Origin of the sequence: Bacillus sp. B25(2016b), from assembly GCF_001679765.1 — a bacterium.
Taxonomy (GTDB): Bacteria; Bacillota; Bacilli; order Bacillales; family Bacillaceae_G; genus Bacillus_A; species Bacillus_A thuringiensis_K.
Map to the genome: position 1 here is coordinate 1,283,403 of NZ_CP016285.1, position 21,844 is coordinate 1,305,246.

Sequence of the window (21,844 nt, forward strand, 5' to 3'; positions counted from 1 at the left end):
TTTTATATGCACTATGCATTTTCACGTATAAGGCTACGTAGCTTTTTTGGATGGATGATTATAGGGGTGCTCCTTATAATGATCCCATTAGGTCTAGCAAATGTTTCTGAGAATACGATGGAGGTTATTTCACAAATAACTGTATTTTTTGTATTTCCGTTACTTTGGCTATACGTAAAAACAAATAAAAATAATGTTGTATTCAACAGTTTTTTTGATAAGCCAGGACGTTTACCTTGGGGATTAATTGTATTAGCAACGATAATGGGGATGATTTTTTCAGTTGGCATATCTCAGATTCAATTTTACATATTAGCACATACGTTACCGAATTTCTTAGTTACTATGCTAGAAGACGGAAATGTTATTAATACGAGTAACGTATATATGACGATATTTACTTTCATTTCAGCATGTGTGTTAGCACCTATTATGGAAGAGGTTATTTTTAGGGGATTTTTCTTACAGCGAATGGCTTATAAATGGGGAATTAAAAAAGCTGTAATTATATCTTCAATTATTTTTGGCCTAGGACATTTTGATGTTATTGGTGCGTTCATGTTTGGTGTGGTTATGTGTCTTTTATACATAAAGACAAAAAATATATGGACGAATATAGCTGTGCACGCTCTAAATAATTTGATTGCAACAAGTATACAATTTTTCAGTGGAGAAGAAAGTGGTACAATCTCAATTACTGAATTACAAGCGCAAAGTAATTTATGGATTGGTATCGGTCTTACGCTTGTCGGATTACTTTGGTTAATTCCTTATATTGGGAAACAATGGCGTGCAGTAAAAGAAGTTGGCGTGCCACCAGTACGTTTTATAAATGAGCAAAAAGTAGTGAATGCATCACAAGAGAATGAAGTGTATAGTCAAGTGATCGTAACCGATAGATTGATGGCCATAGAGTTACCAGATGAGGCTGTAAATAAGCTTAGGTTAGAAGAAAATGATTATGTAACAGTATCTGTAGAAGAAGATAAAATCGTTATAAAGAAAGCACATAGTAGATAATTAAAAAGTAGCTCCTAAGGAGCTACTTTTTAATTTGTAATAATTTCCACTCGAAAATTATTACCGTTCTTTACATATTTAATATCTGTAACAGTGCGGACCGTCTTTAAAATCTCCACTTTTTCACCAATTCGCGGGATGGTTGGAACATTGTCCCAAATACCAAGCAAGTCATCTAATTGTGCCGTTTTTTCATAAAACCAGATTTTCAATGTAAAGCCCCTTTCTCGAACTTTATGTATTTTAATACATAATATGTTATTTTTATTCTTATTGTAAGGGGTTTTTTTATATTTTATGAATAAAAATAAATTAATCTTCTGGGAAGATATGTTCAATATCAGGAGTAAGAGATACTTCTGATAATACGATATGAGAAACGGTCGTTGCATATGAAGAAACATCATTGATAAATTCTTCAAGTTCAACGAGTGAAGGAACAGAAATTTTTACAATGTAGCATAAGCTTCCTGTTACTCGGTAACAAAAACTTGCAGATGGATAAGACTGAATAAATTGTTGCATACGTGTTGTATCACCATTTTTTAAAGTAATTTCTAAAATACAATCTAAAACGAGTCCAGCCTTTTTATAATCAATATCGATTGTGTATTTTTGAATAACACCTTCGCTTTCGAGCTTACGAACACGTTCTGAAGTAGACGGAGCAGATAAGTTTACTCGTTTCGCCAATTCACGCATCGAAAGGCGACTATCATTATATAATTCATTTAAAATTTTTCGATCAACACGGTCTAATTGCATTTGTAAATATACCTCCAGTAAAATAATGATTTTTGTAAAGGAAAAATATAAATTAAGATTCATATGAAATGTAAAGTGAACGTTATTTATTTTACAATAAAACAGAAGGAAATAGGAGGGGAAATGATGGAGAGAATTTCATTATCAAATGTAGGAGATACAAAGTTTCAAAAGTTATTAGGGCATAATTCGGATATATTACATTCGTGGAGTACGTTAGAAGATACACTGTACAATAAAGGAACTCTTTCAGCAGAGTTGAAGGAGCAAGTGAGAAGAACATTAGCGTATGGGAATGAATGTCCGTACTGTATGGCAAAGGGAAGACCTGATGATGTGCAAAAGGCAGAGGAGATTGGCGTAGCCGTTACTTTTGCGCATACATTTGTTCATGACCGAAAAGCAATAGATGATACTATGTTTCACGTATTAAAACAATATTGGACAGAAAAAGAAATTGTAGAGCTTTGCGCCTATGTTTGCTTTATTACTGCGTCACAACAACTTGGTTTTCTATTTCAATTACAGCCAAATTAAGGGGAAATGATGACAAATCAAATAGCACTTATCATAATCGATGTACAAAAGGCGTTTCAATTACCAGATTGGGGCGAGAGAAATAATATTTTTGCTGAAGAAAACATGAGAATTTTATTAGAAGAATGGAGAAAAAGGAAACGACCAGTTTTTCATATTCAACATGTAAATAAAGAAAATGCTCAGTCAATGTTTTATGAGAGAGCGGAAACGGTAAACTTTAAAGAAGAAGTGCAACCACTACTTGGTGAAGTGGTTATTCAGAAATTCGTTAACAGCGCGTTCATTGGGACAAATTTAGAAGAGCAATTAAGAAAGAACAAATGTAATGCAGTAGTGGTTGTAGGATTAACGACAAATCATTGCGTGGAAACTACGACACGAATGGCAGGGAATTTAGGATTTACAACGTATTTAGTGAGTGATGCAACGGCTACTTTTAACCGTAAAGGTTTAGATGGTAAGGAGTATAGTGCAGAAGATATTCACAATATGACACTTGTAAATTTACATGAAGAGTTTGCTACGATTGTGACGACAAAAGAAGTATTAAAATTATTTTAAGAAAATAATTGCGAATTATGTAGAAAAAAATAAGAATATTTCGTATAATCTAAGTACAATCATTTTGAAAATAGGGGTGGCATCATATGGAGCAAATTTCAGTAAAGAAATTAGAAGAGGTACTTGTTGTAGCAGGTGATGATAAACAGAAGCAAAAGGAATTTTATGAATTGCTCTTATCTACTGAGTTTTATGTTGCTGGTTCACTAGAAGCAGAGGACGGGGCAACAGAAGGAATACTTCGTTTGCGTCATTTCCAAGGAGAAGGTAGATGGATCGTTCCGTTCTTTACACAAATGGAATTTGTAAAAGATGTGTTGCCAGAAGGAACGCCCCTTATTAAGATACGTGGGAAAGAGTTATTTGGTAGCATTGAGAAAGATGCTACAGCTGTATTAAATGTTGGCACTGATATAAGTAAAACATTTATTCCAGAAGAAATTGCAGATATCGCATCTGGACGAATTTTTAACTATTATAAATAAAAGGAAAAGCGTAATCGCTTTTCCTTTTTAATTTGAACACGGGGTGGCTACGCCGGAAGCAATAGAGAGTGTTTTATTATGTGTACTTATTGTAGCTGTAGCTCCAAGAGGAATCCCAATGTTTGGACTTATATGTCCAATTGGTAAACCGAATAGGACCGGTATATGATATGGTGCGAAATATTCATATAATATTGCTTGCAATGATTGAGATGGCTTTGAAGGAGTGCAGTCGTGACAACTTGTGAAAATAACGCCCCTGCATTCATTAAACTTTCCAGATAAAAGTAGCTGATTTAACATACGGTCAATGCGGTACGGTTCTTCACCAATGTCTTCAAGTAATAAAAGTGTATTGTCCGTATTTATCTCGTAGGGCGAGCCAATTATACTTGTTAACACAGCTAAATTTCCTCCAACTAACGTACCTGTAACTGTACTGTGAGAGCTAGGTACGATACATTCTGATGCAGATAAAATGGTTGAATACGGATGGAATAGCTGATTGAAAGAGGATAAAGATAGGGAATCAATACCTTTTCCTAGTTCTTCAATCATCGGACCATGAAATGTTATAAGCTTTGCATAACGTGAAACAGCAGTATGTAAAGCTGTAATATCGCTATATCCCCAAAAGATTTTAGGGTTTTGCCGAATGATTTCATATTGAATGTGAGGGAGGAGACGAGCACTTCCGTAACCACCTCGTGCACAGAAAACGGCCTTCACTTCATTATTTGTAAATGCTTCATGTATATCGTCAAGCCGAACTTGATCACTTCCGGCTAAAAATCCATATTTCTCGTAAACGCTCTTCCCGATTATTACGGATAACCCCATCTCTTGTAATACATTCACACCTTTTAATACATTTTCGATTGTAGGTGGACCAGATGGTGCAATGATCATTACTGTATCACCTTGTTTTAATGAATTTGGATAAATCATTAAGCTCAGCCTCCTTCTCTTTCAATATATTCGCTTCATATGAAGTTCAACCCTTGCAAAAGCAGGGGAAAGCTTATCAAATAAAGAAGATATAAGGGAAATAGGAGGGAAAATGATGTTTACAAGTCGAGTAACAGACATATTAAAAATTGAGTATCCCGTTGTTCAAGCCGGTATGGCAGGCGCGATTACGACGCCAGAACTTGTTGCAGCAGTAAGTAATAGCGGAGGATTAGGGACGCTTGGAGCGGGCTATATGAGCCCAGAACAAATTCGTGAAGCGATTTATAGAATAAGAGAACTAACAGATAAGCCTTTCGGTGTTAATTTACTTGTAACGAAAGAGATACAAATAGAAGAAGAGAAGGTAAATGAGGCGAAAGTATTACTAAGCGGAGTGAATAGAGAATTAGGTATAGAAGTAGAAGGAACGTTAAAGCTTCCAAAAAGCTATAAGGAACAATTACAAGTGCTATTAGATGAAAAAGTACCGGTCGTTAGCTTTGCATTTCAAACGTTAGAAAAAGAAGAAATAAATGATTTAAAAAGAAGTGGAATAAAAGTCATCGGAACAGCTACCCATGTGAAGGAAGCGAAAGTACTTGCTGAGCTAGGAGTAGATATTATTATTGGGCAAGGTAGCGAAGCAGGAGGGCATAGAGGAACGTTTATTGGGAAAGAACGAGATGCTATGATTGGTACGTTTGCGTTAATACCTCAGTTAGTAGGGGCTGTTCCGCATACCCCAATTGTCGCAGCAGGTGGTGTAATGAACGGACAAGGGCTTGTTGCGGCATTGGCACTAGGAGCAGAAGGTGTTCAAATGGGATCAGCCTTTTTAACAAGTGAAGAGAGTATTACGCACGATGTGTATAAAGAAGCGGTTTTACATAGTACAGATACGAGCACAACTGTAACTCGTGCGTTTTCCGGGAAATATGCACGCGGTATTCGGAATGAATTTATAGAGAGACATGAAGGAAAAGAAGAAGGGCTTCCCATGTATCCAGTGCAAAACGTATTAACTTCTAAAATACGCAAAGAGGCAGCGAAGCAAAATAAGGAAGGATATATGTCGCTTTGGGCAGGACAGGCAGCATCATTAGCTCGAATCGAATCAGCTCAGCATGTAGTGGAGCGAGTTATGAAAGAAGCAGAGAATGCAATCGAACAATTACAAAATATATACAAAAAGACCACTTGAGTAATTCAAGCGGTCTTTTCATTAGTTTGCTTTATAAAACTGTTGGATGGCTTCGTCGATGTAAACCCAGCCTTTCCAACCTAAGTGCATATGATCTTTTAAGAAGTATTTATCGTATTCATGATTTGAGAAGTCGGCAATTGGATACCCAGCTTTTTCAATTTGCTCATGAACTTTCTTATAGTATGCTTCGCGGCGTTCTTTTGGGAAGCCAGCGTAGTCGTACCAAGGACCTTTGACAGGAACAGAAATGAAGAGTGGTTTTGCACCAGATTGTTTTAATAAATCAAGTACAATTTGTAAATCTTCATATTCTGGCGATTGGTCATAAGCATCATTTTTTAAGTAACCTTCACGTTGTTTTAATTTTTTCTTAATTTTGCTATTGAAGTAACCATCTTCGATACCATATTCATTAGATCCAGATTCTGCTGCACCTGTTTGATCTGCATGTTTACGAGCCTCTTCCCAGTTCATTTGTTTTAATGAAGGGTCAAGCTTCTCTTTGTGCGGTTTAATATTAAACATAGCTGTAAATAAATCTTTACGATCTAAAATGTTACGGTAAATATAAGCGAAAGGTTTAGCAGCAAGTGCTTTTACTTTATACTTCGTATCATCATAAGCGATACCTTCAAGCGAAATTTTTAATAAAGTTTCTTTTTTTACAATCTCAAAGTTTAATAAACGCTTTGCAATTTGTTTTTTCATTTCAGGTTTTAAATCATTGTTGAAAATGAAGTGGTAACCTTGTTGTTTTGAAAAGTTAGGTGCAAAGTGCGTTTCGTCAATACCTTGTGGTACAAACCATTGCGGAGAAAGAACGAATACCATTTTCTTATCTTTCAATTGATCCATTGTAGATGCGAAGTTTAACACATGTACAAGGTCTTGTGTTCCGCCGCGTCCAAGAAGGAATGGCGTAAATCCTTCAGGCTTTACTTTAAAATAATTAGATGGATGGAAAGCATCCATACGTGCGAATTCCGATGAACCGTACATCGGAAGATATTTTGGATCTGCTAACATCTTTTGCTGTAAAATCATACTTTGAATTTTTTCTTCTTTTAAAGAAGTAGCAGCTTGTTCTACTTTTTCATCACTTAAAAGTGGAAGTAGGAAGCGCGTTGGAATAAGTAAGAATACAGCAAAAAGGGCCAATGCTAAAAGCATCGGACCAAATTTTGCTTTGTTCATCGGATTTCTTCCAACTTTTTAATAACCATGTTTGGTGTAGCCCACTCGTCACGGTCAAAATCAGAAATAGAAACTTCAATATCTAAACGCTCTTGGAATTCAACTAATAAAGATACTACAGCGAAAGAATCAAGGATACCTTCTTCAAATAATTGAACATCTAAGTTTTCTTTCACAATATCGTTTTCACATACTTCTTCTAAAATATCTAAGACTTGCTCTTTGAATTCTGCCATTTTTAAAATCTCCTTTATATCCGAAATTATTATATGTGCAACTTCTTAATGGAATAAGAAGGGTGCATTAAAAGTATCTGTTAAGGTGTCCAGAGAAGATTAGGAAACCGAAACATACAACGTGGAACGTAATTACAATCGCAAGGATGCGTGTAAATTTATTGTTTGGCCAAAACTTATGCTTTTTGTTTTTTCGTTCGAAAATATCGAATAAAATAAACAGTGCGGCATGGTATAGACCATAAATAATATACTGCGCAACAGCGCTTCCTTGGATATGCCAAATTCCCATAATGAAGAAGTTTAAAAATGCACCGATATACGAAATTGTGTAACGGTTCTTAATTAACTTTTTCTTCGTTGCAAAAAAGACGAAACGCATGTAAATAAAATCACGGAACCAGAATGATAAACTCATGTGCCAGCGGTTCCAGAAGTCTTTAATATTACGACTAAGGAATGGCTTATTGAAGTTTTCTGGCGTTTTAATTCCCATCATATAACTTACACCAATTACAAAAGAGCTATAACCAGCAAAATCAAAGAATAGATATAAGCTATAGCTATACATGTAAATCATATTTGAAAATATTGTATCGTGTTGAGCGAATGCTGGGTCCATACAATATTGCTTTATTAAGTAAGCAATAATAAATTTATACAAGAAACCTTGGAAAATACGATTTAGTCCTGTATATAGTAAATTTTGATATTCTTCAGCGCTAGGTGGCTTTTGAATATCTTTTTGGAATCTTCGGTAACGATCGATAGGTCCTGTTGAAATCGCAGGGAAGAATAAAACGAATTCCCAGAAGTTAAAGAAAGAAAGCTCTTTAATTAAACCATCACGAACTTCAAATACCATCTGAACTGCTCTGAATGTTACGTAAGATATACCTAGAAAAACAACAAGTTTTAACTCAGGTAAAAACGATGCAAACGGTGCGATTTTTGCCAAAATAAGAGGCAAAATCGATAAAATAACAGCTATGCAAAATGTGAATGTACTATTATTTTGTTTTCTTAAAAGTAAATAGCCTTTAATTAGGGCATATTGCCAAATAATAAATGCGGCTAACATAATCGCTTGCTTCGGTTTATCTGAGAAGATAATAGCAATCATGACTAATGTTAATACTGCATTATATTTACGCAACATTTTACCTTTTAATCCAGCTATGATAGTAGGTATTAATAAAATGCCCACTATAGCGAAAAAATAAAATGATCCATATGCGGTCATGCTGTAACCTCACTCAATAATTTTTTGCGATCTACCTTTCCATTTGGTGTCATTGGAATAGAAGATTGATACATGAATTTACGTGGAATCATGTAGTTTGGTAATCGCTCATTGAGTTCTTTTTTGATTGCAGATGTTAATTTGAATTCTTTTTCAAATGAATGTTCTCCAGGAACAACAACCGCTAATAAATAATCGTATTTTTCACCTTTTTTAATTGGAACGATAACTGCACCTTCTACGTAAGAACACGCACGAAGGTGATGCTCAATTTCTTCTAATTCCATTCGATAACCATGCAGCTTAATTTGGAAATCAAGACGACCATTATAGAATAGAAGACCATTTTCAACATAGCCAGCATCGCCTGTTTTATAGGCGCGCTCACCGTCAATCATAGTAAATGCTTTTTCTGTTAATTCAGGGCTTCCTAAATATCCAACGCTTACGCTTGGACCGACAATTACGATTTCACCTTTTTCACCATCAGGTGCAATCGTTCCATCTTCTTTCATAATAAGAAGGCGGCAGTCTGATTTACAGTAGCCAACTGGAAGTGATTTGTATTGATCAAGCACTTCTTCTGTAACGTGAATACCTGTTACAGCGACAGTAGCTTCTGTTGGACCGTAAGTATTCATAATTGTTGCTTTTGGGAAACGCTCAATTAATTTTCTAGCCACTTCATTTGGTAACACTTCACCGCAGAATAAGAATGTTTTCATGTTCGGTAGCATACTCTCAGAGAAAGATGCTTCCATTAAACACATTTCAGCGAAAGAAGGTGTGGAAGTCCATACTTGAATATCCGATTGCTCTAAAGAAGCAAACAAGTCTTTTGGACGCGCAATCATATCTTTATCGATTGCCCAAAGTGTACCACCTGTTACTAATGATGGGTAAATATCCATTACAGATAAATCGAATGAGAAAGGTGCTTGATTTAAGAATACTTGCCCTGTTTGTAAGTTGAAATCTTCTACAGCCCATTTTGTAAAGCTAACAAGGCAGTTATAAGTAATCTGAACCCCTTTCGGATTACCTGTGCTTCCTGATGTGTAAATAATGTAGAAGTTCTCATCACCTTTTACCGCATGTTCAGGATTTGGAGTGTTCCCTTTATGAGTAAAGAAAATATCTTTTAAGTTGTCTTCACTTACGATGCGAACTGGTAAATCAGTTACAGTTACTGCTGTTGCCGATAAAAGTAATTTCGCACCAGAATTTTCAGCAATACGTTGTACACGATCAGCTGGGATAGATAAATCTACAGGGATGTAAGCATGTCCAGCTTTTACACATCCTAAAAAGTTAATAATCATTTCAGGTTGCATATGGCCATACACCATAATTGGTGAACGATCGTCTGGATACTCAGAAGAAATCCAATGTGCTAACGCATCAGAATCTTCCTTTAATTGTTTGTACGTAATTTTCGCATCTCGCCAAACAAAAGCGGTTTGATCAGGCGTTTCTGCAGCCCACTTTTCAATTTGTTCTAATAACTTCATAACGTTCCCACCCTAGAATTCATTGTAAATAAATGTACTTGTGTTTGTATCATGGAATCCATACAACCAAAGTAATGCAAATAAAATTGCAAGATAATAAACCGTCTTTGCAACCCATTGTGTGAGTGGTCGAGACCATATCTCTTTTAATCTTTCCATGTCTTTCCCTCTCTTAATGAAATAATAGCTCTTTGTAGGTATCATGTCCTACATTATTGTGAAAAAAACAAAATCCCACATTTTAGGTAAAAATAAGTCAAAAGGCTCTTTTTTGATATTAGCACTAAATACTAAAAAAGAAAATCCCTAACTTAGCAATTATATTACATTCAGCATGAATTTGTAATGGGTTTGACATGTAAATAGAAAGGAGATTGTGTGAATACATAAAAGTGGACTATAAGAATACGTAAAAATACAGTATTTGTTTTTATTAATCATTCAAGATGGAGTAAACTTTTAAATTTCTAGTTATTTTGAAAAGGAGGAAATTATCATGAATAGAGTGTGGAAGAATCTAATTTCGGAAGAAAATATCGTGAAATGGAGAAGGCACTTCCATAAGTATCCGGAATTATCATTTCATGAAAAAGAAACTTCGCAATTTATATATGATACATTATGCTCATTTTCTTCTTTTGAAGTAACGAGACCGACGAAGTATAGTGTACTAGCAATTAAAAGAGGTGTGAAGCAAGGGAAAGTAATTGCGATTCGAGCTGATATAGATGCTTTGCCAATTCAAGAGGAGACAAGTAAATCTTATACATCTGTGAATAAAGGAATGATGCATGCATGTGGGCACGATGCTCACGCAGCTATTTTATTAAGCACAGCAGAGGTGCTATCAAATATAAAGGAAGATTTTGCAGGTGAGATTCGTCTATTCTTTCAGCACGCAGAAGAGGTGTATCCCGGTGGGGGACAAGAAATGGTTGAGGCAGGTGTAATGGACGGTGTTGATTATGTAATAGGTTTACATGTTATGTCTGGATTAGAAAGCGGAAAGATAGGAATTGCGTATGGGCCGATGATGGCGGCACCAGACGTATTTACAGTTGAAATTCAAGGCAAAGGAGGACATGCGGCGCGGCCAGAAGAAACGATAGACCCTATTGCTATCGGAGCACAGATTATTACAAATTTACAACATATCGTATCAAGAAATACGAGTGCTTTTATGCAAAGGGTTATTTCAGTTACACAATTTCATGGGGGAACGGCTGACAATATTATTCCTAGTACAGCAACTTTAATGGGAACCGTTCGTTCATTTAATCAAGCATTGAGGGGGGAAGCAGAAGGGAAAATCGAGAAAATTGTGAAAGGAATTACAGAAGCACATGGAGGATCGTATACATATACGTATCGATATGGATATGATCCGGTTATTAATGATGAATATATTACGAAAATAGTAGAAGAAAGTGCACTACATTTGTTTGGGAATGAGCGTGTTGTGAAGCTTGAACCTTCTATGGGTGGGGAAGATTTTTCAGCATATTTAAGAAAAGCACCCGGTTGTTTCATTAAATTAGGAACAGGTAATGAAAATATATATACTTGTTATCCACATCATCATCCGAAATTTGACGTGGATGAATCAGCATTAATTTGTGGAGTGGAGCTATTTTTAGAGACGACTATAAGATTACTAAAATCATAGAAAAACAAAAAAAGGCAACTGCACTCTATTGCAGTTGCTTTTATTTCTTTCCGTCAGAGAGGGCTGAGAAAGAACTATGCTCATTCATAGTATATGAATAGCTAACGGACAAGCTTGTACATTTTAATCATTTTTTTAAAAATAGTTGTTGACATTGATAATCAATGTCAATTAATCTAAATGTAGTTGAAATTGATAATTATTATCAATGGGATGGATGCGACATGTTAATGAGAAAAAATTTTCACCTTCTGCGGAGGGGATTAAAAGATAAAAATAAAGATGTTGATCAGCATATGGAATGGCAAAGAAATGTAATTCGGTCTGAATATGTAGATGAGAAGAAGAGCATTCAAACAGAAAAAGAGATACAAAGTAAAGGGAGAGGTTCAGTTGAGTAAGTTAGTAATGATTTTTGCAAGTATGAGTGGAAATACAGAGGAAATGGCTGACCATATTGCCGGCGTAATTCGTGAAACAGAAAATGAAATTGAAGTTATTGATATTATGGATTCACCAGAAGCTTCTATATTAGAACAGTATGATGGAATTATTTTAGGTGCATACACTTGGGGAGATGGTGATCTTCCTGATGATTTCTTAGATTTTTATGATGCAATGGATTCTATTGATTTAACTGGGAAAAAAGCAGCAGTATTCGGATCGTGTGATTCGGCTTATCCGAAATACGGAGTGGCAGTTGACATTTTAATAGAAAAGCTACAAGAGCGCGGGGCAGCAGTTGTGTTAGAAGGACTAAAAGTAGAATTAACGCCAGAAGATGAAGATGTAGAAAAATGTTTACAGTTTGGAGCTGAATTTGTAAAACACCTTTCTTAATGGCAGAAGGGAGATGAAGAGCAAGTGCATGAGAAAATCTCAATCAAAACGATGACAGATTATCATTTGTATGATTTTATGCGTTGTCCGCATAAATTTTATTTTCGTCATATAAAAAGAAGAGAACCTTCTTCATTTGAATGGCAACAAATAGCACAAATGATTGTCAATCAAATTATTAACGAGTATTACACGCTACCTGCGGGTCAACAAACGAAAATTGTACTTTTAATATTAATAGAAAAGTATTGGAAAAAAGTAAGGATTAATATGTTTGCTTCGAAGACGGATTACTATATTGTATTAGCGAAGCTAACGGATCACTTATTACAGTTTGTTGAAAAGGATGATAGTCAGACACCACCATTGTTTTTATACGAGAAGTTTCAAACATATATGGAAGAGTTAGGTGTCCACATGTCATTGACATTTGAAGTTGGTGAGTGGAGTGCTGAGTCGTTTGTAATTAAAAAGTATGTTGTCGATGCAGATGAGGAAATGCTTGCTCTTTGTCAGAAGCTAATGACAGTATTCAGTTATAAAGCTTTCGGCGTTCTTCCAGGAAAAATTGAAGTTATTAATTTAATAGAAGGAACTAAGTATGAGTACATTCCGAAACAGGAAGATATTATATCTGGAATGGCTGATTTATCTAGAATGAAAGAAATGTTGCAACAACCGGAGCATTATACAGAGCGTCATTTTCGTTCTGAGTGTATAAGTTGTGCGTTTCGTAGTGAATGTCAAGGGGAAGAAGTAAAGAAAGAAGCGAAACAGAAGAAAAATATAGTTCATTAAAGGATGCAACTTTGCATCCTTTTTTGTTATTGACATGAAAAGCTTTTCATCATTTACGGTATATTTGTAGCAGACTTTAATAAAGTGAAACTTTAATCAGTGGGGGGGTTGTCCATCACCCACTGATTATCAGTCCTCACTAATCGGGCTACCCACAAATAGCGGGATAAAGGGAGGAATAATCAATGAAAGATGAAACAAAAGTATTTCAATGGTTAAAAGAACAAAATGCTCCTTTTGAAATTCAACTGCAAATTTTACAGGCATTTCAATTGTATAAAGTTATTGTTGAAATGGATAAAAAGTTAATGATGTATGAGGAGAGAGTATATAGGGAGAGAATGTAATCTCATCCCTGTAATATCGTTTTTAGCTGTTCTGTACCTGTAATGAATTCGAGTTCATTCTCTGACTCAAAGTTATAAATAATATTATGTAGTAAAGGACTGTATTGATAAAAGATAGTAATGCGATGAATGAGTAATGGGTCATGATGAGAAATAAGTGTACTGTACTGTTCATATACAGATGTAGTAAACTCATGTCCGAAATCATAATATAGTCCTGCAAAATCAAAAGCAGGATCGCCAATTTGCGCATCACCAAAATCGATAACACCTGAAATGCTTTTGTTCTGCTTGTTAAATAAAATGTGATGATGTGTAAAATCAGCGTGAATGATTGTGTTTTGAAAAGTGGACGTATCTAAACATGCAAAGAAATTTTCAAATAAGCGATTTAAGGCTAGTTTCTGTAATGAAGTAAGGTTAGTAGTGAGATATTGGTTTAATTTTGTTTGTAGCTCTTTCCAGTAGGTACATGTTTTTTCAATAGAGAAACATAGCGTTGTAACTTGGTGTGAAGGAATACTATGTAGTACCGCAAGGAAAGTAGCTAATTGTGTAATAATTGCTTGAAGCTCCGTATCCTCCAGTTTGGCAACGGTTTCTGTTTTTAATGGTTCACCATGAATGAGAGTATAGTAACTACAAAGAGGAACCTCATCAGATTCATTTTTATAAATTAGCTGATATTGTGGAACTTCGATTTCTTGTAGTGATTGAGTGAGAATTGTGCATAGTTCTTTTTCTAGTGGAATTCGCATTGCATATTCCTGTTTTCGCGGGAAACGAAACAGTAGCTCATCATTTACTATAACTGCTACATTATCCCATCCTTCTTCATTTTGTTTATATGAATGTATAGAAAGATTAGGCAAAGCTTCTTTTATATAATGTTTGTAAGAGTCCATAATTGTTCCTCGTTTCTGAGTTAAGTTATTCTAATTTATGATATCAGAATTTTCTTTCTATATGTTAAAATATAGCTATCATTATGAAGAAGGGCGGGAGTATTACGAAAAAAAGACTGTTAATCATTTCTCTATGTATCGCTTTTGTATTGTTTTGGTCATATAAAGAGGAGGTTTTTGCTACCTTTAAACCGATTGATCAGTACGAATTAAATAAGGAGTTAAAGAACAAAAGTATAGAAAATTTAACTCATAATGAAATGAAAAAGGTAGGAGAGTATTTTGTGACCGAGCAACTATCAGTATTTGAGTTTACTAATAAAGAAGATGTGAAACGAAAAGGTGAAGAAATATTTTTAAATAGAGGGTATGAACAATTAATGGGAAATTATGATCCAAATCGTTTTCAAGATTTAGAGTATAAATTTACAAACGAGGAGATACGTGAAGAGACAGATGAGAGTTTTCTCTATCAAGCTGTAGCGTACGTTGTGGGTACTGAAAATGGTAAGAGAAGCGAAATGAAATTGAATTATGAAGTGAAAATTGTAAAGGTTGATAATATATTTATGGTGCTAGAACAAAAGCAGCGCATACAATAAAGGAAATTCATTGCTCAATAGAACATTTGGGGATGTACTACTTAATGCGGAATAAAAAAGCCCTCAAGGAATCAAGGGCCTTTAAAGATTTTCATTTTGTTGACCAAGTTCTTTTTGAGCAATATATAAATTTCCTTGCTCGACTTGTTTAAGGGTATGAACAGAATCTCCTGCATATTCTTTTTGTGCTTTAACAGTTCTTTTTGAACGATTGGAATCTTGTTTCTTCATATAATAAGCCACCTTTCATCAAAAATAAACGAAAATGATAAGTATGAGTAATACAGCAGCGAAAATGGTAATGCCCATTAAAAACGAAGTGTTTTTATATTTAGGTGGCTTATGTACATCTTGCCGATACCCAGGTGAAATTTCAGGGGCAAATTCTTCATCGAATGATTGCTTTTTTTCTTTTTCGTCCATATGTATCCACCTTTCTTTCTCATTATCGTATACGTTACAAGAAAAAATATGCATAAAGAAAACAGCCGCTTTATTATTAGCGGCTGTTTTGTGTTATATATTTTCGTTGTACTTGAAAAAGACGGATAAGTAGGAAGGCAGCGCCAAATGCTAGACCGATAATAAGACCGATCCAATAGCCTTTCGCGGCCCATTCTGTATACGTTGCTAATATGTAACCTAGTGGTAGACCAATTATCCAATAAGCAATTAAAGTCATAATTAGAGCAACATTTACATCTTTATAACCACGCAAAGCTCCTTGTACAGGGGTTGCAATTGCATCTGAAATTTGAAATAAAATTGCAAAGATAAGAAATTCTTTTGCTAAATGATGAACTTTTGCATCTGTCGTATAAATAGAAGCAATTTGATCATCAAAAAAGTAGAGAAGAATCGAATATAATAAAGCAAAGGCAAGGGCTAATCCAATTCCAATCAGTCCGTATTGTTTTGCATTATTGTAACGTTTTGCTCCAACTTCGAATCCAACCGCAATAGTCATTGCCATTGCTAAACTTAGCGGAGTCATATATAACAAGGAAGCAAAGTTCATAGCTGCTTGGTGAGCTGCAATAGTTGTCGTACTAAAATTACTCATCATGAGCGTTACCGCAGCGAAAATACTTGTTTCAAAAAAGATAGCAAATCCGATAGGGACGCCAAGTTTTAAGAATGCTGTCCAACTCGAAAGAGAAGGTCGGTATAATTGTTTGAAAATGTTGAAAGAGGCAAAAGGCTCTTTCGTCTGAATAATAATGACTGTAATAATTAAAATGCACCAATATGTTGCAGTGGAAGCAATTGCTGCTCCGACACCACCAAGCTTTGGGAAACCGAAGTTACCAAAAATTAATAGGTAATTCAATATTACGTTAATTGGTAATGATAGTAATGTAATAATCATCGTTGTTCGAGTTTTTCCTAATGCATCAATAAATCCACGTAAAACAGTGTAAGTGAATAAAGGTATAATTCCTATTGCGATAATACTTAAAAATTGCGCTGCAATACGTTCCACAGGTTCTTCTAAGCGCATGCCATTTAAAATAGGTGAAACGACGAAGAAACCGATGAGGATAACAACGAAGCTAGCACAAATTGCTAAATAAACTGCTTGTATGACAACGTGGGGAACGTCCTCTTTTTTCTTGGATCCAACGAGCTGTGCAACAATGGGAGTAGTAGCCATTAAAATTCCTGTTAACCCCGTACTAACTGGAATCCATATACTTGTTCCAATTGCAACACCTGCTAAATCAGTTGGACTTGCATGTCCTGACATTGTTGTATCAAAAAAACTCATCGCAAATAATGACATTTGCGTTACGAAAATCGGAAAAAATAGTAATACAAATTGCTTTAACTTTTGTGAGAATGAAGTAGTTTCTTTCATAAAATCCCCTTTCCGTATAAAAAAACAAACTCTTACTATCATACAATTTAATCAAAGATTAGAAAAGAAATACGCGCCTACAACATATGAAGCCAATAAAAAAAGGATGCACTTTGAAAAGGGATAAGGTATTATGATAAGGTGTGAAAAAATTACATATTATTTGTTATTAAGGAGGCACTACTTGTGGCTGATTGGTTAATTGGTTTAATCATGGGTGCTGTTGAAGGGTTAACAGAGTTTCTACCAGTATCATCAACAGGACATATGATTTTAACAGGACATTTAATTGGATTTAACGATGAGAGAGCGAAAGTTTTTGAAGTTGTTATCCAATTGGGATCGATTTTAGCAGTTGTTGTTATATTTTGGAAGCGTCTATGGTCGTTAGTTGGAATAGGTAAAGTAACAGACGGACCATCGTTAAATTTATTACATATTATTATCGGGATGATTCCTGCCGGGGTACTTGGCGTATTATTCCATAGCACTATTAAAGAGGTTTTATTTGGTCCAGGACCAGTTGTTATTAGCTTAGTAGCCGGTGGTATTTTAATGATTGTTGCTGAGAAGTTTTCGAAACCAAGTACAGCAAGAACGTTAGATGAAATCACATATAAACAGGCATTTACAATTGGAATGTTCCAATGTTTAGCTCTTTGGCCAGGATTTTCTCGTTCTGGTTCTACAATAAGTGGTGGTTTATTAGCTCGCGTGTCGCATACAGCGGCAGCTGAATATACGTTCATTTTAGCGGTACCGATGATGGTAGCTGCAAGTGGCTTAGATTTAATTAAAAGCTGGGATGTATTAAGCTCAGCAGATATAACGCTATTTGTAACAGGATTTGTAACTGCATTCGTTGTTGCGATGCTTGCAATTGTTTCATTCTTGAAATTATTATCTCGTGTAAAACTAACACCGTTCGCTTATTATCGTTTCATTTTAGCTGCGGTATTCTATTTCTTCATTATGTAAGAATAAATTATCGGTAATCCCCTATAGAATAGACACTTGAAAAAAGTCTATTCTATAGGGGATTTCTTTTATAGGAGGAGAAAATAAAATTTTCGCTCTCATTTACTTGTATTTCACTATGTAAAATATGACATAATGATTTTATTAGTTAAACCAATCGGGCTTTTACGGGCAGCCCGCCCCCCACCTAACTTCTTTGCTTACGCTGAATTTTGAGGTGGGGGTCTTACTGCCCGGCAAATAGCGGGATAAATAAAATTTATAGGGTATTTGAGAGGAGCAGTTTAGTGAGTTTTGCAATAGAAATAGTAATTCCAGCACCAATTGATGTCGTTTTTGATTATGTAAATAATGATGAGAAGATATTGGAATGGAGTACCTTTATGGTAGAAAACAGGTATCCTCCAAATGTAGATATAAACAATCCTCGTGAAGGGGATAAATATATATCTGTGCAAAAGATGGGTAAGAAAATATATGAGTTTGAGGCAGAAATTTTAGAGTGTGAAGCACCTTATATCGTATCAATTGGATGTGAAATGAAGCAAGGCTATACAGTCGCAACTTATATGTTAGAAGAGGATGAAGAAGGCACATCACTTACTTTAATTATAGAATTTGAACCGAATAATTTTTTATATAAGATTATGTATAAGTTGACTGGGTGGATGACTCGTGGAGTCTATATGGGGGAGATAGAGCGTCTAGCAGAGTGCGTAGATGCCGCATATTCTCAGAAAAAAGGATTATAATTTTGTAAAATAAAAAACCTGCCGAGCTCGGCAGGTTTTTTATTTTACTACTTTTTCCATCATGTTTTCCATTACATGTTCCCAAAGAGAAGTATCATCAGCTAATGTAGCACGGAAATTAGCATACATTTCTTTTTGTTTTTCTTCGAATGTTGGATCTTCTTTTTCAGGTAATGTAGCGCGCATTGAAGTTACTAATTCTTGTACTTTTGGAGCGCGTGGTCCCCAAACAGCTTGTTCATTTCCGTCTTTATCAATGAAAATAAAGATTGGAATCGCACGTGCTGTTCCATTTGTTAAATATTGATCCATTAATTCTAAGTTTTCATCGCGAATTAATAAACTCATATCAATATTTGCAACTTCAGAAATGCGTTTCATAACAGGTACGCATAAAAGAGCATCGCCACACCAATCAGCAGTTAATACGATAACACGCCAGCCATCATTTTGACGTTCTTCTAATACAGGAAGTAATTCATTTGGAATTAAAAAGTTATTGTAAATGTGTAGTAGTTCGTATTGGTTTACTTTCATTTCATTCACATATGTATCAAAGGACATACCTTTATCAGCCCATTGTTGTAAGTTCATAATTAACACCTCTTTAGTAAGATTTGCTTTCATTGTACCAATTTTTATATAGAAAAGCTTGTATTCTTACTCTTTCTTGTCACTTAATAATTTATTTAATAGAAAAAAGAATAGTACGACACATAATTCAGTTAAGTTAGACATTTGTACGCTTTCTATCCAATCATCAGCAGTATGAATGACGAACCAATCTAGTGTAATTTCAATGAATGAGAAAAGAGTGATAGAAATCAAATTTGGCATGTTTTGAGTCAATGGATATAGCAGCGCTTTGAAGAAACTGAAAATAAATAATGTAATACTATCTAAGAAAGTGATTAATAAAAAAAGAGAAGTAAAGTAGTACGTGAACTATACGCTATACCTGTAATTTGAAAGATTCCTACATATACAAAAAATATAAATGCAAAAACTATAATGAGAAAAAGAGCAATAATACTAATGATAATTGTTTTATCTTTTAGGCTGAGATTTGAGAACCTCTCCTTCTCATGCATTAAAATACCCCCTTTTTCTGAAAGGTGACTTCGTTTTATCATGAAATATATATTAAAAAACTACGAATTATGGGAAAATAAGGTGACAAAAAGTAAGATTTCATGTAAAATTATTAATAAGGTTTTTATTTAACTAAATGAAATAAAAGGAGCTGTCAAAGTTGTCTCAAAATCGAGAGCAATTAATGGAAGAACTATCGACAAATGTGTTTGCTATGTTTCGCACGTTGCGTAATGATATTGGAAAAATATTCGGTGGTTACATACCGTGGAATGAATTCATCGTTCTGAGAATATTAAATCGTACGAATAAAGAAATGGTATCGCGTGTAGCAAATGAATTAAATGTGTCGAATAGTCATATTACAGCTGTTACAGAAAAATTAATTAATAAAGGTTTTGTAACTCGTTCACGTTCTACATCAGATCGCCGAGTTGTGTATTTAGAGATTACAGAACAAGGGAAAGATTTAGTTTCGAAAATGGAAGATGCGAAAAAACAATATTTACAAGAAAGATTCTCTGCACTTTCAGAAGATGAAATGAATGTAATGATTTCAATTTCCCAAAAACTTATTTAAGTGATTATAAACAAGAAAACGCTTACGTGATGAAATAGAAGATCTTCCTTATATATGGGAGATCTTCTTTCGTGTGTAATAGATGTTAATAAATAAAATGTGTATGAAAAAAGATAGAGCGCCATACTACTAATACAAGGAAGGAGGGAGAAGTATGACGAATCGTAACGGTAGTAAAGGGAGCGGTAATCAAGGGTCACCAAAGTCCGGCCAATTTAATCAGGAATTTAGCACTGAATTTGAAACTGGTAATGATAATAAAGGAAAAGAATATCGTTCTAAAAAAGGGAGTAAATCAAAAAAGGAGTGAAATAATTCACTCCTTTTTTGATTTAAGATGCTGCCGATTGATCCGTATTATATTTTTCTTCTGATTTTGCGACAATCATTGCGCAAATTGCATCGCCAGAAATGTTTACAGCTGTTCTAGACATATCTAGAATACGGTCAATACCGATAATTAAAGCGATGCCTTCTACTGGTAGATTTACTTGATTTAAAACCATTGTAAGCATTACAAGTCCAACACCAGGTACACCAGCAGTACCGATACTAGCTAGTACAGCAGTTAATACAACCATAGCTAATTGGGGTAATGTAAGTTCAACACCGTATACTTGAGCGATAAATACAGTGGCTACCCCTTGCATAATGGCAGTACCATCCATATTAATAGTTGCCCCTAGTGGTTGTACAAATGAGCTTATCGCTTTTGGAACGCCAAGTTTATCTTGTGCTGTTTTCATTGCAAATGGAAGCGATGCATTAGAGCTAGATGTACTAAATCCAATTGCCATTACTGGTCCGAAATGTTTAAAGAAACGAACAATACTTTCTTTTGCTAATACCTTTAATAAGCCGCCATATACAAAGACCCCGTGAATAATGAGTACTAACATAACGACAATCATATACTTGAACATCGCAGCGACGCCTGTAAGACCCATTTTACCAACGGATGAAGCGAGCAAACCGAATGTTCCAATTGGGGCTAATTTCATAACGATATTAACAAGATACATCATTAATTCGTTGCCCTGTTCAAGTAATGAATGGATACCTTGAACTCGTTTTCCTAAAATAGCTATACCGAGTCCAATCAATACGGCAAAGGCAATGATTTGTAACATGTTTCCGTCAGCCATCGCTTTTGCTGGGTTATCTGGTACGATATTTAGCAATGTGTCGACGAAAGATGTTTCAGTTTTTGCACCTTCATACTTAAGACCTTCTGTTTTAAAATTACCGCCAGCTCCTGGTTTTATAATAAGTGCAAATGTAACCGCTATAGAGATGGCAACCGCAGTTGTTACGAGGAAGAATGAAATTGATTTTAAACCGATTCTTCCAAGTTGTTTCGGATCTCCAAGACCGGCAGCACCAAGTACGATAGAAATGAACACAACGGGAACAACTAGCATTTTAATAAGTCGAATAAACAATTGACCAATTGGGTTGAACACATATTGATTTAGTGGCTCAAAGATAGATGGAGCAGCTAAATTTAGAGTGAGTCCAACAACTAGACCTAGAAATAATGCGATTAAGATTGCTTTTGTTTGTTTCAATAAAATCCCCCTTTTGTTTTTGCGAAATTTCTTTCTAAAGTAATTATACCGAAAAAATACTTAATTTTACAATGTTTTCTGAATTTTTTGTTTAATTGTAGATAGACTTATTTTGTGTTTGGAAAATAAAATAGACCATCACATAGGA

At 34.9% G+C, this 21,844-nt stretch carries 29 protein-coding genes and 1 pseudogene; 15 read left to right on the forward strand and 15 right to left on the reverse strand.

The annotated features are described in order from the left end of the window. Nucleotides 1-6: 6 nt before the first annotated feature. Nucleotides 7-1,020 (forward strand): CPBP family intramembrane glutamic endopeptidase, encoded by a 1,014-nt coding sequence (locus BAQ53_RS06595; protein WP_208906643.1) that lies wholly within the window; start codon nucleotides 7-9, stop codon nucleotides 1,018-1,020. A gap of 29 nt (nucleotides 1,021-1,049) precedes the next feature. Here BAQ53_RS06595 and BAQ53_RS06600 read toward each other — a convergent pair whose 3' ends face one another. Together BAQ53_RS06600 and BAQ53_RS06605 are read right to left on the reverse strand one after the other, a co-directional pair. Then, on the reverse strand, nucleotides 1,050-1,232 hold the full coding sequence (locus tag BAQ53_RS06600; protein WP_000707107.1) for a DUF3913 family protein: 183 nt from the start codon (nucleotides 1,230-1,232) through the stop codon (nucleotides 1,050-1,052). A 100-nt stretch (nucleotides 1,233-1,332) separates the two neighbouring features. After that, the gene (locus BAQ53_RS06605) at nucleotides 1,333-1,785 is read right to left on the reverse strand and encodes an Lrp/AsnC family transcriptional regulator (protein WP_001175505.1); all 453 of its coding nucleotides are present in this window, start codon (nucleotides 1,783-1,785) and stop codon (nucleotides 1,333-1,335) included. A 126-nt stretch (nucleotides 1,786-1,911) separates the two neighbouring features. Here BAQ53_RS06605 and BAQ53_RS06610 point away from each other — a divergent pair, with 126 nt between their 5' ends. The 3 genes from BAQ53_RS06610 to BAQ53_RS06620 all read left to right on the forward strand — a co-directional run bounded on the left by BAQ53_RS06610 (nucleotide 1,912) and on the right by BAQ53_RS06620 (nucleotide 3,371). Further along, entirely contained in the window at nucleotides 1,912-2,322 is a 411-nt protein-coding gene (locus BAQ53_RS06610; protein ID WP_000439757.1) for a carboxymuconolactone decarboxylase family protein, read from the forward strand. A gap of 9 nt (nucleotides 2,323-2,331) precedes the next feature. Further along, complete coding sequence (locus BAQ53_RS06615; protein WP_000184437.1) at nucleotides 2,332-2,886, forward strand: cysteine hydrolase family protein; 555 nt, start codon at nucleotides 2,332-2,334, stop codon at nucleotides 2,884-2,886. A gap of 86 nt (nucleotides 2,887-2,972) precedes the next feature. Further along, the gene (locus tag BAQ53_RS06620; protein ID WP_000435263.1) at nucleotides 2,973-3,371 is read left to right on the forward strand and encodes an SseB family protein; all 399 of its coding nucleotides are present in this window, start codon (nucleotides 2,973-2,975) and stop codon (nucleotides 3,369-3,371) included. A gap of 27 nt (nucleotides 3,372-3,398) precedes the next feature. On the opposite strand, the gene BAQ53_RS06625 is transcribed toward BAQ53_RS06620, so the two are convergent. Then, nucleotides 3,399-4,319: a S66 peptidase family protein gene (locus BAQ53_RS06625; RefSeq protein ID WP_208906644.1), complete on the reverse strand. Its 921-nt coding sequence runs from the start codon at nucleotides 4,317-4,319 to the stop codon at nucleotides 3,399-3,401. A gap of 115 nt (nucleotides 4,320-4,434) precedes the next feature. Here BAQ53_RS06625 and BAQ53_RS06630 point away from each other — a divergent pair, with 115 nt between their 5' ends. Further along, nucleotides 4,435-5,523 (forward strand): NAD(P)H-dependent flavin oxidoreductase, encoded by a 1,089-nt coding sequence (locus tag BAQ53_RS06630; protein WP_000495284.1) that lies wholly within the window; start codon nucleotides 4,435-4,437, stop codon nucleotides 5,521-5,523. A gap of 21 nt (nucleotides 5,524-5,544) precedes the next feature. Here BAQ53_RS06630 and dltD read toward each other — a convergent pair whose 3' ends face one another. The 5 genes from dltD to BAQ53_RS06655 form a co-directional block, all read right to left on the reverse strand. Beyond that, nucleotides 5,545-6,720 (reverse strand): D-alanyl-lipoteichoic acid biosynthesis protein DltD, encoded by a 1,176-nt coding sequence (dltD, locus tag BAQ53_RS06635; protein WP_001030268.1) that lies wholly within the window; start codon nucleotides 6,718-6,720, stop codon nucleotides 5,545-5,547. Beyond that, the gene (gene dltC / locus BAQ53_RS06640) at nucleotides 6,717-6,956 is read right to left on the reverse strand and encodes a D-alanine--poly(phosphoribitol) ligase subunit DltC (protein ID WP_000807310.1); all 240 of its coding nucleotides are present in this window, start codon (nucleotides 6,954-6,956) and stop codon (nucleotides 6,717-6,719) included. The genes dltD and dltC overlap by 4 nt, the downstream gene beginning before the upstream one ends. 67 nt (nucleotides 6,957-7,023) lie before the next feature. Then, nucleotides 7,024-8,199 carry a D-alanyl-lipoteichoic acid biosynthesis protein DltB gene (dltB, locus tag BAQ53_RS06645; RefSeq protein WP_000127930.1) on the reverse strand — a complete coding sequence of 392 codons (1,176 nt, stop codon included), beginning with the start codon at nucleotides 8,197-8,199 and terminating at the stop codon, nucleotides 7,024-7,026. Beyond that, entirely contained in the window at nucleotides 8,196-9,710 is a 1,515-nt protein-coding gene (dltA, locus tag BAQ53_RS06650) for a D-alanine--poly(phosphoribitol) ligase subunit DltA (protein ID WP_000770505.1), read from the reverse strand. Before dltA ends, dltB begins: the two co-directional genes overlap by 4 nt. Nucleotides 9,711-9,722: 12 nt before the next feature. Next, nucleotides 9,723-9,869 carry a teichoic acid D-Ala incorporation-associated protein DltX gene (locus BAQ53_RS06655; protein WP_000440293.1) on the reverse strand — a complete coding sequence of 49 codons (147 nt, stop codon included), beginning with the start codon at nucleotides 9,867-9,869 and terminating at the stop codon, nucleotides 9,723-9,725. 337 nt (nucleotides 9,870-10,206) lie between these two features. Here BAQ53_RS06655 and amaA point away from each other — a divergent pair, with 337 nt between their 5' ends. The 5 genes from amaA (at nucleotide 10,207) to BAQ53_RS06680 (ending at nucleotide 13,361) form a co-directional block, all read left to right on the forward strand. After that, nucleotides 10,207-11,376 (forward strand): N-acyl-aliphatic-L-amino acid amidohydrolase, encoded by a 1,170-nt coding sequence (gene amaA / locus BAQ53_RS06660; protein ID WP_001082782.1) that lies wholly within the window; start codon nucleotides 10,207-10,209, stop codon nucleotides 11,374-11,376. 224 nt (nucleotides 11,377-11,600) lie between these two features. Next, on the forward strand, nucleotides 11,601-11,777 hold the full coding sequence (locus tag BAQ53_RS06665) for a hypothetical protein (protein WP_000929023.1): 177 nt from the start codon (nucleotides 11,601-11,603) through the stop codon (nucleotides 11,775-11,777). Then, nucleotides 11,770-12,216 carry a flavodoxin gene (locus BAQ53_RS06670; RefSeq protein WP_000041153.1) on the forward strand — a complete coding sequence of 149 codons (447 nt, stop codon included), beginning with the start codon at nucleotides 11,770-11,772 and terminating at the stop codon, nucleotides 12,214-12,216. Before BAQ53_RS06665 ends, BAQ53_RS06670 begins: the two co-directional genes overlap by 8 nt. 24 nt (nucleotides 12,217-12,240) lie before the next feature. Then, the gene (locus BAQ53_RS06675; RefSeq protein WP_208906645.1) at nucleotides 12,241-13,014 is read left to right on the forward strand and encodes a hypothetical protein; all 774 of its coding nucleotides are present in this window, start codon (nucleotides 12,241-12,243) and stop codon (nucleotides 13,012-13,014) included. A 185-nt stretch (nucleotides 13,015-13,199) separates the two neighbouring features. Then, nucleotides 13,200-13,361 carry a hypothetical protein gene (locus BAQ53_RS06680; RefSeq protein WP_000651086.1) on the forward strand — a complete coding sequence of 54 codons (162 nt, stop codon included), beginning with the start codon at nucleotides 13,200-13,202 and terminating at the stop codon, nucleotides 13,359-13,361. Nucleotides 13,362-13,363: 2 nt separating this feature from the next. Here the strand turns inward: BAQ53_RS06680 and BAQ53_RS06685 are convergent, their stop codons facing one another. Then, nucleotides 13,364-14,266, reverse strand: a complete 903-nt coding sequence (locus BAQ53_RS06685) for an aminoglycoside phosphotransferase family protein (RefSeq protein WP_000378987.1) — start codon at nucleotides 14,264-14,266, stop codon at nucleotides 13,364-13,366. A gap of 83 nt (nucleotides 14,267-14,349) precedes the next feature. Here BAQ53_RS06685 and BAQ53_RS06690 point away from each other — a divergent pair, with 83 nt between their 5' ends. Next, entirely contained in the window at nucleotides 14,350-14,868 is a 519-nt protein-coding gene (locus tag BAQ53_RS06690; protein ID WP_000715255.1) for a hypothetical protein, read from the forward strand. An 81-nt stretch (nucleotides 14,869-14,949) separates the two neighbouring features. Here BAQ53_RS06690 and BAQ53_RS06695 read toward each other — a convergent pair whose 3' ends face one another. From BAQ53_RS06695 to BAQ53_RS06705, 3 genes are all read right to left on the reverse strand, one after another. Continuing rightward, nucleotides 14,950-15,099 (reverse strand): hypothetical protein, encoded by a 150-nt coding sequence (locus tag BAQ53_RS06695; protein WP_000743735.1) that lies wholly within the window; start codon nucleotides 15,097-15,099, stop codon nucleotides 14,950-14,952. Nucleotides 15,100-15,117: 18 nt separating this feature from the next. After that, nucleotides 15,118-15,291, reverse strand: a complete 174-nt coding sequence (locus BAQ53_RS06700; RefSeq protein ID WP_000343558.1) for a hypothetical protein — start codon at nucleotides 15,289-15,291, stop codon at nucleotides 15,118-15,120. Nucleotides 15,292-15,367: 76 nt separating this feature from the next. Beyond that, nucleotides 15,368-16,726 carry an MATE family efflux transporter gene (locus BAQ53_RS06705; RefSeq protein WP_000665552.1) on the reverse strand — a complete coding sequence of 453 codons (1,359 nt, stop codon included), beginning with the start codon at nucleotides 16,724-16,726 and terminating at the stop codon, nucleotides 15,368-15,370. A 186-nt stretch (nucleotides 16,727-16,912) separates the two neighbouring features. Between BAQ53_RS06705 and uppP the strand changes: the two genes are divergently transcribed. Further along, nucleotides 16,913-17,704, forward strand: coding sequence for a bacitracin resistance undecaprenyl-diphosphatase (gene uppP / locus BAQ53_RS06710; protein ID WP_000796266.1), 792 nt, complete (start codon nucleotides 16,913-16,915; stop codon nucleotides 17,702-17,704). Between the two features lie 287 nt (nucleotides 17,705-17,991). Beyond that, nucleotides 17,992-18,456, forward strand: coding sequence for an SRPBCC family protein (locus tag BAQ53_RS06715; RefSeq protein WP_000006434.1), 465 nt, complete (start codon nucleotides 17,992-17,994; stop codon nucleotides 18,454-18,456). Nucleotides 18,457-18,495: 39 nt separating this feature from the next. Here BAQ53_RS06715 and BAQ53_RS06720 read toward each other — a convergent pair whose 3' ends face one another. Then, nucleotides 18,496-19,083, reverse strand: a complete 588-nt coding sequence (locus BAQ53_RS06720; protein WP_003300531.1) for a thioredoxin family protein — start codon at nucleotides 19,081-19,083, stop codon at nucleotides 18,496-18,498. Between the two features lie 33 nt (nucleotides 19,084-19,116). Further along, nucleotides 19,117-19,547 (reverse strand): annotated as a pseudogene (locus BAQ53_RS06725) (YrvL family regulatory protein). Between the two features lie 161 nt (nucleotides 19,548-19,708). Here BAQ53_RS06725 and BAQ53_RS06730 point away from each other — a divergent pair. Further along, the gene (locus BAQ53_RS06730) at nucleotides 19,709-20,128 is read left to right on the forward strand and encodes a MarR family winged helix-turn-helix transcriptional regulator (protein WP_000081444.1); all 420 of its coding nucleotides are present in this window, start codon (nucleotides 19,709-19,711) and stop codon (nucleotides 20,126-20,128) included. 154 nt (nucleotides 20,129-20,282) lie between these two features. Next, entirely contained in the window at nucleotides 20,283-20,438 is a 156-nt protein-coding gene (locus BAQ53_RS06735; protein WP_000184928.1) for a hypothetical protein, read from the forward strand. A gap of 22 nt (nucleotides 20,439-20,460) precedes the next feature. On the opposite strand, the gene BAQ53_RS06740 is transcribed toward BAQ53_RS06735, so the two are convergent. Further along, complete coding sequence (locus BAQ53_RS06740) at nucleotides 20,461-21,696, reverse strand: dicarboxylate/amino acid:cation symporter (protein WP_000814805.1); 1,236 nt, start codon at nucleotides 21,694-21,696, stop codon at nucleotides 20,461-20,463. Between the last annotated feature and the right edge of the window lie 148 nt (nucleotides 21,697-21,844).